Annotated in this window: 11 protein-coding genes; 6 read left to right on the top strand and 5 right to left on the bottom strand. The window is 63.8% G+C overall.

The genetic code is table 11. The features are described 5' to 3' along the window. Positions 1-117: 117 nt before the first annotated feature. Positions 118-849 (top strand): deoxyribonuclease V, encoded by a 732-nt coding sequence (gene nfi / locus BTW07_RS11610; RefSeq protein WP_075570332.1) that lies wholly within the window; start codon positions 118-120, stop codon positions 847-849. A 29-nt stretch (positions 850-878) separates the two neighbouring features. Here nfi and BTW07_RS11605 read toward each other — a convergent pair whose 3' ends face one another. Both BTW07_RS11605 and BTW07_RS11600 read right to left on the bottom strand, forming a co-directional pair. Then, complete coding sequence (locus BTW07_RS11605; protein WP_083941796.1) at positions 879-1,967, bottom strand: alpha/beta fold hydrolase; 1,089 nt, start codon at positions 1,965-1,967, stop codon at positions 879-881. 115 nt (positions 1,968-2,082) lie between these two features. Next, positions 2,083-2,982, bottom strand: a complete 900-nt coding sequence (locus BTW07_RS11600) for an aldo/keto reductase (protein WP_075570331.1) — start codon at positions 2,980-2,982, stop codon at positions 2,083-2,085. A gap of 140 nt (positions 2,983-3,122) precedes the next feature. On the opposite strand from BTW07_RS11600, the gene BTW07_RS11595 reads away from it, so the two are divergent. The 5 genes from BTW07_RS11595 to BTW07_RS11575 all read left to right on the top strand — a co-directional run bounded on the left by BTW07_RS11595 (position 3,123) and on the right by BTW07_RS11575 (position 7,898). Beyond that, entirely contained in the window at positions 3,123-3,743 is a 621-nt protein-coding gene (locus BTW07_RS11595) for a DUF1415 domain-containing protein (protein WP_341864698.1), read from the top strand. 94 nt (positions 3,744-3,837) lie between these two features. After that, a complete protein-coding gene (gene tpx, locus BTW07_RS11590) occupies positions 3,838-4,341 on the top strand; it encodes a thiol peroxidase (protein ID WP_075570330.1) in 504 nt (167 codons plus the stop codon). Positions 4,342-4,495: 154 nt separating this feature from the next. Continuing rightward, positions 4,496-4,927 (top strand): OsmC family protein, encoded by a 432-nt coding sequence (locus tag BTW07_RS11585; protein ID WP_075570329.1) that lies wholly within the window; start codon positions 4,496-4,498, stop codon positions 4,925-4,927. A 248-nt stretch (positions 4,928-5,175) separates the two neighbouring features. Then, positions 5,176-6,483 carry an MFS transporter gene (locus BTW07_RS11580; RefSeq protein WP_075570328.1) on the top strand — a complete coding sequence of 436 codons (1,308 nt, stop codon included), beginning with the start codon at positions 5,176-5,178 and terminating at the stop codon, positions 6,481-6,483. A 107-nt stretch (positions 6,484-6,590) separates the two neighbouring features. Then, positions 6,591-7,898: an MFS transporter gene (locus BTW07_RS11575; protein ID WP_075570327.1), complete on the top strand. Its 1,308-nt coding sequence runs from the start codon at positions 6,591-6,593 to the stop codon at positions 7,896-7,898. Between the two features lie 19 nt (positions 7,899-7,917). Here the strand turns inward: BTW07_RS11575 and BTW07_RS11570 are convergent, their stop codons facing one another. From BTW07_RS11570 to BTW07_RS11560, 3 genes are all read right to left on the bottom strand, one after another. Beyond that, a complete protein-coding gene (locus BTW07_RS11570) occupies positions 7,918-8,676 on the bottom strand; it encodes a gamma-glutamyl-gamma-aminobutyrate hydrolase family protein (protein ID WP_075570326.1) in 759 nt (252 codons plus the stop codon). After that, complete coding sequence (locus BTW07_RS11565; protein WP_075570478.1) at positions 8,676-9,680, bottom strand: amidoligase family protein; 1,005 nt, start codon at positions 9,678-9,680, stop codon at positions 8,676-8,678. Before BTW07_RS11565 ends, BTW07_RS11570 begins: the two co-directional genes overlap by 1 nt. Positions 9,681-10,021: 341 nt before the next feature. Continuing rightward, the gene (locus BTW07_RS11560) at positions 10,022-10,864 is read right to left on the bottom strand and encodes an EamA family transporter (RefSeq protein ID WP_075570325.1); all 843 of its coding nucleotides are present in this window, start codon (positions 10,862-10,864) and stop codon (positions 10,022-10,024) included. Between the last annotated feature and the right edge of the window lie 21 nt (positions 10,865-10,885).

Below are 10,885 nucleotides of genomic sequence, written 5' to 3'. Positions count from 1 at the left end.
AAAGCGTCGCCAAGTGTAACGCGACGCCGCGCCCGTTGAAGGGGCGAATCGCGATTGGAGGTCGATGCTTTCCGCGGCTAGGCTGGAGTCCTCAACCTGGACCACGGGAGGCGCAGGATGGCGCTACACGAATGGAATCTGACGCCCGAGGCGGCGATCGCGCTGCAGAAGCGGCTGGCGCCGACCATCATGCGCGAGGATACGCTGGGGCAAGTTGGCCTGATCGCGGGGATGGATATCGGCTTCGAAAATGGCGGCGAGACGACGCGGGCGGCGCTGGTGCTGCTCGAATGGCCGTCGCTCACGCTGGTCGAGCAGGTGGTGCACCGCGAGCCGACGCGCATGCCCTATGTGCCGGGTCTACTGTCGTTTCGCGAGATTCCGGCGGCGCTGGGGGCGTTCGAGCAGTTGTCGCAGCGCCCGGATCTGATCATGGTCGATGGCCAGGGTATTGCGCACCCGCGCCGCCTGGGGATCGCCTCGCATCTGGGGCTGTGGCTCGACCTGCCTACCATTGGCGTGGGCAAGAGCCGGCTATGCGGTCAGTTCGGCGAAGTACCGGCGCTCAAAGGGGAGTGGACGCCGCTGACCGATCGCAAGCGCGAGGAGGACCCTGACGATATCGCACTCGACCAACGTGGCCGCGTCACCATTGGCGCCGTGCTGCGCTCGAGAGAAAGCGTCAAACCGTTGTTTGTGTCACCGGGGCATCGAATGTCCCTCGATAGCGCCGTTACCTGGGTCGTCCAGTGCCTGGGCAAGACCAAGTTGCCGGAGCCGACCCGGCTGGCGGATCGGCTGGCATCGCGAAGGGGGGAAGTGGCGATCAGCGGGCAGCTGTCGCTGTAGCGTTCGGTTCGGAGGATCGTCCGCCGAGCTCAGGAGTGGTCGAGGCGCTTCAGGCCGTCGAACAGCGCCTCGTGAAATCGCTCGGGCTGCTGGATATGCGGCGAGTGACCCAGCTCGGGGAATTCGACCAGCTCGGCGTCAGGGATACGTTCGGCGGCGCGTTCGCCCAGCACGTCGTAGTGGCCCAGGGTTTTCTTGACCTCGTCGGAGGCGAGCCCCTTGCCGATCGCGGTATTGTCCTTCTCCCCGATCAGCAGCAGCGTCGGTACCTGAATCTCGTCGAACTCATGGATGACCGGCTGGGTGAAGACCATGTCGGAGGTGAGGGTCTGATCCCAGGCGACGAGATCGCCACCCGGCCCCGCGTACATGCCGGCCAGCATATCGACCCAGCGGTCGTAGCGCGGCTCCCACTCGCCGACGTAGTAGGTCGACTGCTGATAGCGGCGTATCCCCTCGGCGTCTTTCTTCTGCTCGCTGGCATAGGCCTCGTCGATCGGCTGATAGGGCACGCCCATGGCCTTCCAGTCTTCGAGCCCGATCGGGTTGACCAGCACCAGCTTCTCGGTCTGCTCGGGGTACATCAGCGCATAGCGGCTCGCCAGCATGCCGCCCATGGAATGGCCCATGATCGTGACGCCGTCGAGATCGAGGCTTTCGAGCAGGGCATGCGTGTTGGTCGCCAGCTGGTGAAAGCTGAACTGGTACGCTTCAGGCTTGCTCGACTTGCAGAAACCGATCTGATCCGGTGCGATCACGCGGTAGCCCGCATCGTTGAGGCGCTTGATGGAATCCTCCCAGGTGGCGGCACAGAAGTTCTTGCCGTGGAGCAGCACGATGGTGTGGCCGTTGGGATCGTCGGCAGGGACGTCCAGGTATGCCATCTGCATCTCCTGACGCTGGGAGGTGAAGCGAAAGCGCTCTACCGGGTATGGATAGTCGAAGCCTTCCAGTTCGGCGCCGTAGCGTGGCGTTGTCTTGCGATCTGGCTCGGCGGCGTCGGCTTCCTGGGCCTCGGCGCTCACCGATACGCCAGCCAGCGTGGTGCCAAGGGCGAGGCTCAAGGCCGGTAGCCAATGGCGGTAGGGAGAGGCCGGGGTCGCTGACATCGCTTGCATGCATCGCTCCTGCTGGGGCTGAGTGGGAATGTGCTGATTGGGAAAGTGCTGATTGGGAAAGTGCTGGTTCAGAAAGTGCGTTGACACGGGTTTAGACGACGGCGTCGCCGATAGTTCAGACGATATCCAGCGATACCGGCTCCCTGGGCGCCGGAAACGCGTCATCGAGCTGAGTGAGATCATCGCTGTCGAGTTCGATCTCGAGCGCCTTCGCATTGGCCTCGACATGGGCGGGACTCGACGCCTTGGGAATCGCGATGACCCCACGCGCCCCGTCCTGACTGACGCCGGTGGGGCGAATGACCCAGGCCAGCAGGATCTGCGCGGCGCTGGCAGCGTGCTTGGCGGCGATCTCGTTGACCACGCTCGACGAGAGCAGCTTGGATCGCAGCCGGCCGCCCTGTGCCAGCGGGCAGTAGGCCATCACCGGGATGTGGTGATCCTGCATCCACGGGATGATGTCGACTTCGATACCGCGGGAGCCGAGATGGTAGAGCACCTGATCGGTCGCGCATTCGGCGGCGGCGGGAATGGCGTCCAGGGCTCTGAGATTGTCGGCATCGAAATTGGAGACGCCGAAGCGCCGGATCTTGCCCTGATCGCGTAACCGCTCGAACGCCTCGAGCGTCTCCTCGAGGGGAATATTGCCCGGCCAGTGCAACAGGTAGAGATCCAGGCAATCGATCCCCAGGCGCTCGAGGCTGCGTTCGCAGGCGGCGATGGCGCTGTCCCGGCCGGCGTTCCAGGGGTAGACCTTGGAGACGACGAAGGCGTCGTCGCGGCGTCCGCGTAGCGCCTCGCCGACGACTTCCTCGGCACCGCCGTCGCCATACATCTCGGCAGTGTCGATGAGCCGGAGACCGAGATCCAGGCCGTGCCGAAGCGCTGCAACTTCCTGCTGGCGGGGCACCAGGTTCTCACCCATGTACCAGGTGCCCTGGCCAATGGCGGGGAGAGTGATCGAGGGTGCTTCCCGGCTCTCGGGTAGCACGATCCGCGGTAAGGTCCGTGGCATGCAAGACTCCCTGTCCGTTGAGGCGTTACTGTCATGCTGGTCGTCGCTCGCGGGTTTCGCAAATGACTTTCTTGGCAACCGTGTAACGTCGCTCGACGTATGTGACTCTTCCGTTCACTTTGTGTGAAACCTTTCTCGATTTGGGTGAAAATACGCTGGCTACGTCCACCGGGTCAGGCAAACCGTTCAGGAGCTCCGTCATCGAACCGTCTTCCATCACTCTCACTCGAGCCTGGCTCGAGTCCTTCGTCGTGGCGCATGACATCTGCCCCTTTGCCGGACGTGAAGTGCAGCGAGGCGCCATCCGTTATGCGCTGGCCGAATCCCGCGATCTGGAAGGACTGCTCCACGAACTGGTGGCAGAGTGCCGTCGCCTGGATGCGGAACCCGACATCGCCACCACGCTGTTGATCGCGTCGGCGGGCATGGACGATTTCGGCGATTATCTGGATTGGCTCGAGCTGGCGGAGCGACTGCTGGAGGATCTGGAATACGTCGGCGTCTATCAACTGGCCAGCTTCCACCCGGATTATCTGTTCGACGGCGTCGAGAGAACCGACCCGGCCAATGCGACCAATCGTTCGCCTTATCCGATGCTGCACATTCTGCGGGAAGCCGAGCTCGAGAGAGTGCTGGCGAGCTACCCGGATCCGGAGGCCATACCGGAACGCAACATGGCGAGGTTGCGAGCGCCGGACTCCCGTGCGCTGGCTGCATCGCGGCGACTATTGGCGCAATCGACCGGCGAAGCGAAAGGATAGGCTATGCTCATCAGTGGCGTCCCTGTCCTCTGGTACGCCGCGATGCGCTTTTCCATCGTTTCGCCCTTCAATCGTTCCTTTCGGAGAGACAATCATGCAGAGCGTGACGCGAGGCGGCGTGCCCGTCGAAGTCGGTGGCGAGTTCCCCACGGCCGGCAATACGGCGCCGGCCTTCACCCTGACCGATAGCGAGCTCAAGGAGCTGTCGCTGTCGGACTTCAGCGGCCGGCGCAAGGTGCTCAACATCATTCCCAGCGTCGATACCAGGACCTGTGCGATGTCCACGCGCAAGTTCAACGAGTACGCCAGCGGTCTCGACAATACCGCGGTCCTGATCGTGTCCGCGGATCTGCCGTTCGCCCAGAGTCGCTTCTGCGGCGCCGAAGGGCTGGATCGGGTCGTCACGCTGTCGTGCTTTCGCCATCCGGAATTTCGTGAAAGCTACGGGGTCGCCTTGCAGAGTGGCGTCATGGCCGGGCTCTGTGCCCGCGCGGTCATCGTGATCGACGAACAGGACAGGATCGTGCACGCCGAGCTGGTCAGCGAGATCAAGAACGAGCCGGATTACGAGGCGGCGATCGAGGCGCTCAAATCCTGACAGCGTCCCGCGCGGGCGGGATATCGAGCGCGGTAAGCCATTCAGGGGGCGGGTCGGGATGACGTGTCGTCCATGTGGTCTACACTGATTCCGTCCCATCCACTGCGAGGGTCGATGATGTCGACACGTCGCAGCCAATCAGAAGGAGTTGATGATGACGATCAAGAAATCCGGATCCGCCGAATGGAAAGGCAGCCTGAAGAAAGGCAAGGGGGTGGTATCCACCGAGAGCGGCGCGCTCAAGGACAATCCCTACGGCTTCAATACCCGCTTCGAGGGTGAGCCCGGTACCAACCCGGAAGAGCTGATTGCTTCCGCTCACGCCAGCTGCTTCTCGATGGCACTGTCCATGATGCTGGGTGAAGAGGGTATCGAGCCGGATAGCATCAAGACCGACGCTACCGTCATCATGGAAAAGGACGATAGCGGCTTCACCATCACCGAAGTGCAGCTCAAGACCGTGGCCAAGATCCCCGGTGCCGATCAGGCGACGTTCGACAGCGCCGCCCAGAAGGCCAAGGAGGGCTGCCCGATCTCCAAGCTGCTCAACGCCAAGATTTCGCTGGATGCCAAGCTGGAAAGCTGAGCGTGCGGTGGCGATCATGGAACCGGCCTACGCGGCCGGTTTTTTTATGCAGATCGCGAAAAGCATCGTCTTCTTGACACCGGACCCGGCAGGCCTCGCCTCTTGACGGCGCTGCACTGACGGAACTTTCAAAGTCTGGTAATGTCATGGCCCCTCGTGCGGCGATCGGCATCCTCTGTCGGGCACCCGCGACGCGCGTGGGCTATCGACACACGCACGTTTCAACGCCTCAGAAAAAGAACACGGCCATGGCTAACGCACCCCAATACGATGCGGCTCCGTCGCGTCCGCTGTCACGCGGTGACATCAAGATCCTGTCGCTATCCGCCCTGGGCGGTGCGCTCGAGTTCTACGATTTCATCATCTTCGTCTATTTCGCCACGGTGATCGGGCATCTGTTCTTCCCGCCGGACATGCCTGAATGGCTGCGGATGGTACAGACTTACGGCATTTTTGCGGCAGGGTATCTGGCGCGTCCGCTGGGCGGCATCATCATGGCGCATTTCGGTGATCTGCTGGGCCGCAAGCGCATGTTCACGCTGTCGATCTTCCTGATGTCGGTACCGACGCTACTGATCGGCTGTCTGCCGACCTATGAGACCATCGGTTATCTAGCGCCGCTGCTGCTGGTGTTGATGCGCATCCTGCAGGGCGCGGCGGTCGGCGGCGAAGTCCCGGGTGCCTGGGTCTTCGTCACCGAGCACGTTTCACGCAAGGACGTCGGTCTGGCCTGTGGCACGCTGGCTTCGGGACTGGTCGCCGGCATCCTGATCGGCTCGATCATCTCGGCGTTTCTGAAGTCCTACTACACCCCTGAAGAGATGAGCGCCTACGGTTGGCGCGTACCGTTCCTGATCGGCGGCGTCTTCGGATTCCTGGCGGTCTATCTGCGTCGTTACCTGGAAGAGACCCCGGTATTCGCCGAGATGCGCGCCAAGAAAGCGCTTTCCGAAGGGCTGCCGGTCAAGCGTGTGCTCAGCCGACACATGGACAGCGTCGTGCTGTCGATGGCGGTGACCTGGATTCTTACCGGGGCGGTGGTGGTGGTCGTCCTGATGACGCCGAGCCTGCTGCAGACGCTGTACGGTATCGATGCGTCGCTGGCCAACGTGTGGGCGATCGTCTGCGTGATCATCGGCTGCGTGGTGTCGGGATGGTGCTGTGACCGTATCGGCAGCGGAATCACGATCATCCTGTGGAGTCTGCTGCTGGGGATCACCTACTGGATCATGATGCACACCGTGCCATCTCACCCGGATCAGCTGATGTTGCTCTACTGCCTGGCCGGATTCGGCGTGGGCATCGTTGGCGTCGTGCCCACCATCGCCGTCAAATCGTTCCCGGCGGCGGTGCGCTTCTCAGGCCTTTCGTTCTCCTACAATGTCGCCTATGCCATCTTCGGCGGCTTCACGCCCGTCGTCGTTTCGACGCTGATGGTCAGCCATCCCGCGGCGCCGGCCTACTATATCGCCGCACTGGGTGGACTCGGCGTCGTGATCGGCATCTTTCTGCTGCGCGCGCCGAACGGCCAGCGTCTGGCATTGATGCAGCACTGAACCGCGTCCCGAGCCCCGAACCCGCTGACCGGCCGGTTCGGAACTCGGCCGCTCCGCTCCGGAATGATCGATGGCGCCCGCGGGCGCCGTTCGCCTGGAACATCGACATGTCCCACGACCCTACCTTGTCCGAGTCGCCGCGTCCGCTCTCCCGCGGCGACGTCAGGACGCTGTCGCTATCGGCTCTCGGCGGCGCGCTGGAATTCTACGACTTCATCATCTTCGTCTACTTTGCCACGGTCATCGGTCAGCTGTTCTTTCCACCTGACATACCGGAATGGTTGCGTCAGATCCAGACGTTCGGCATCTTCGCCGCCGGCTATCTGGTGCGTCCGCTGGGTGGCATCGTGATGGCGCACTTCGGCGATCTGCTGGGACGCAAGCGCATGTTCACGCTGTCGATCCTGCTGATGGCGCTGCCGACATTGGCGATCGGCTGTCTGCCGACCTACCAAGCCATCGGCTACCTGGCGCCGCTGGCGCTGGTGCTGCTGCGCATGCTGCAGGGGGCGGCCGTCGGAGGCGAGGTGCCGGGCGCCTGGGTGTTCGTCACCGAGCATGTCCAGCGGCGCCATGTCGGGCTCGCCTGCGGCACGCTGTCGGCCGGACTGGCAGCCGGGATTCTGATCGGTTCGCTGGTCGCCGCCGTGATGAAGTCCCACTTCTCTGCCGCGGAACTGGCTGGCGGCGCGTGGCGCATCCCTTTCCTGCTTGGCGGTATCTTCGGGCTGGTGGCGGTCTATCTGCGCCGCTGGCTGAGCGAAACGCCGGTCTTCGCCGAGATGCGCGAGCGCCGGACCCTGGCGGCCGAACTTCCGGTCAAGACGGTGCTGCGCGATCACCTGGGCGGGGTGCTGCTGGCCATGGCGGTCAGCTGGATGCTGACCGCGGCGATCGTCGTGGTGATGCTGATGACGCCGCCGCTGCTGGCGGCGCAGTACGCCGGGCTCGACGCATCGCTGGCCAACGTGGTGGCGATACTGTGTCTGATCGTAGGCTGCGTGATCGCCGGCTGGTGTGCCGATCGATTCGGCAGCGGGGCAACGCTGGTCGGCTGGAGCGTGCTGCTGGGGGCGAGCTACTGGTTGATGATGAGCGTCGTCGGGCAGCGTCCCGAGCAGTTGATGCCGCTCTACGCGCTGGCAGGCTTTGCCGTCGGTATCACCGGCGCGATCCCGGCCATTGCGGTCAAGGCTTTTCCGCCAGCCGTGCGGTTCAGCGGACTCTCGTTCTCCTACAACGTCGCCTATGCACTCTTCGGTGGCTTCACGCCGATCATCGTCACCGCGACGATGCGCTGGTACCCGATGTCGCCGGCCATCTACGTCGCCGCGCTGTCGGTGATGGGTGTCGCCATCGGGTTGTTCCTGCTACGCTCGCCGGCGGGTCGGCGGCTGGCGGCGATGCCTTCCTGAGGCTGGGTCCTGGCGGGGCTCAGCCGCGACGCTCTCGCTCTTCATCTTGCGGTGGGCGCTGTCGCCGGGCGGCATCCACCAACGCGCGAATCAGCCGCTGCTGGGAGCGGCTGAAGAGCAGAAATTCCGGGTGCCACTGCACGCCGATGAGAAACGGGTGGCGTTCGCTCTCGATCGCCTGCACCAGATCGTCGCGATCGTGCGCGACCACCTTGAGCCCATCCCCCGGGCGGTCTACGGCCTGATGATGCAGGCTGTTCACGTTGCAGTAACGGCGGTTGAGAATGTCGGCCAGCTGGCTGAACGGGGCGATCTCGATTCGCTTGCGCGGCAGGACCATGCGCCGATTCTTGATGTGACGGTAGGTCGTCTGGATGTCTTCGATCAGACTACCGCCGCAATGAATGTTGATCATCTGGGCGCCACGGCAGATGCCCAGAATCGGTACGCGCGCCGGCAGGTATTCGGCCAGCAAGGCGAGCTCGAGTTCGTCGCGGGCCGGGTCGATGCGAACGTCCAGCTGCACTTCGCCACCGTAGCGCTGGGCGCCGATATCGTCGCCGCCGCCGATGATCAGACCTTCCACCGCCTGCTCCAGCGGACGGGCGGGCGAGATTCGCACCGGCCGCCCGCCCGCGCGCCAGACCGAGAGCCAATCGCACCACCAGGCCAGCAGACTCTTGTGATCCGAGGTGGTGATTCCGATTCGCGGGCGCGCCGGGTTCGGATTCGGGCCGGTTTTCGTGTTCGTCTCTGTCCTTGTGCTCGACGCCTTCATCAGTGACGCATCCAGTGACGCAGCGAGTCGAGCCAGCGACTCAGGGTCGGCTGGGCGAGATGATTGCGGTAGGCGGCGCTGCGTTCTGCCAGACGATCCGGGTCGGCGGCGAGACGCTCTACCTCGGCCCAGCGATTCCATTCCACGCTCACGCCCCACTCCGGGTCGGACAGTGCGGCGTTGGGCAGGCGGTAATGGTAGGTCGGCCGGGGCTTGACCAGCGTCTCTCGCAGCAGCGCGTTGGGATGGTCCGGCATCACCCACGCGAACAGCGGCAGCAGATCCAGCTCCCGGTTGCGGGTGGGATTGGCGAGCAGATAGTCGTCGATCAGCGACTGGAGCGTGGGGCGATAGTCCGCCGCCAATACCCGGCAGGTGTAGTCGCTGTGAAACGGGCGCGTGTGGGGCAGCATGTCCCGGGTCACATCGACCACGATCTCGTCCCGTAGCCAGTCGGCCAGAATCAGATACGCCCGCAGATAGGCCAGTACGCTCTCAACCTCGGCAGACGGAATCTCCGGGTTGAGATGCAGGCCGAAGCCGTAGAGCAGGCTGGCATCGGTGCCTTCCGCGCCGTGGCTGCGCAGTGCCGTGAACAGTTCGTCCAGGCGCGCCAGCTCGTCCCAGGGGAGCGGCGGGCAGACGATCTCCGTCGGCACCAGGCCCGCGACCATGTCGCCCAGCCATTCGCGGGTGCGGCTGTGCACGCTGGCGCGCAGGTGCTCGCCGAATCCCGGCGGCTGTCCATCAGTGGTACGAGCGCGATCGAGCAGCTGCTCGTCCGGATGGACGTACTTGCTGTCCAGCTCGATGTGAAAGACGCCCCAAGGGGTCCCGGTAACCTGCAGTCGATGCGCACTATGTTTTTCGACGTGGCCACCGAAGGTCATCTCGACCAGACGCGCAGCCTGAATGGGCCCGATGCCGGCGAACTCGAGCTCGACGCCGACCCGGCGCGGCTGGCCGTCGGCATTGGTGGCGTGCGGTGGAGCGATGAGTGACACAATGGGCTCCTTGCCGATAGCTGACGCCGGAATGGCTGTCGCCTTGATGGCTTGGGTCTGGATAAGCGTCGAATGCATGCCGGCAGACTTACGCTCTGTCTGAAAAATGCCTGCGCTCGCCCATACGGCGTTAAAAATTGACTCAAAATGCTCATTTACACCTCGTAAACTCCGCTTTTTCGTCAATTTTTGCCTTAGCTACGCGCCCCGGTCTTGCCATCGCTCGCCGATTTTTCAGACAGAGCTTAGGCCATGAGACAGGGGCCAAAAGACAATGGAACGGCGTTGGCAGAGCGATGATTCAGTGTCCTAATCCTAGCAGTCCTTGCGCGGGATGACAGTCATCCCCAGTGCGTCAGGATGACACCGCCAAGAATCAGCCCGCCTGCCAGCACGCGTTCGCGACGCAGCGGCTCCTTCAACCAGATCACGCCGATGGCAATGGCGAACAGCACGCTGGTTTCCCGCAGCGCCGCCACCAGCGCGATCGGTGCCTGGGTCATGGCCCAGATCGTGATGCCGTAAGCGCCGATGGAGAGCGCACCGCCGATCAGACCGATCCGCCAGTAGCGGGTCAGTTCGGGTAGGGCTCGTACCCCGCGCATGGCGATCAATACCAGCAGCATTCCGACACCATCGAGCAGAAACAGCCAGATCACGTAGCTGATCGCATCGCCATTGGCGCGGGCCCCGCTGCCATCGGCCAGGGTGTAGCCGGCGATGAAGGCAGACGTCGTCAGTGCATTGATCAGGGAGGCGCGCTCCAGGCGCGGCCCCCGGCCGCTGCGAAAGGCCATGCAGAGAATGCCGAGCACCAGCACCGCGATGCCCAGATAGCCGATCCAGGAGGGATGCTCGCTGAGCGCGAACACGCTGATCAACGTGACCAGCAACGGCGCGCAGCCCCGGGCGATCGGGTAGATCTGACCGAGATCGCCGACCCGGTAGGCGCGGGCCAGAAACACGTTGTAGCCGATGTGCAGCAGCGCCGACACCCCCAGCCACGGCCAGGCGGCCGGTTGCGGCAGCGGTACGAAGGCCACGCCAGCGAGAGCAATGAGCGCGCAGGCTGCCTGGATCAACGAGATGCCGAGGAGCCGATCCAGCCCCACCTTGACCAGGGCATTCCAACTGGCATGCATCAGGGCACCGGCCAGGACGGCGAGAAAGACGGGCGTGGTCAACGGGAATCCTTGTGGCAACGG

Source organism: Salinicola socius (assembly GCF_001937195.1).
GTDB lineage: Bacteria > Pseudomonadota > Gammaproteobacteria > Pseudomonadales > Halomonadaceae > Salinicola > Salinicola socius.
Note: the sequence above shows the minus strand (reverse complement) of the source record. Positions and strands in the feature narration are given on the sequence as shown.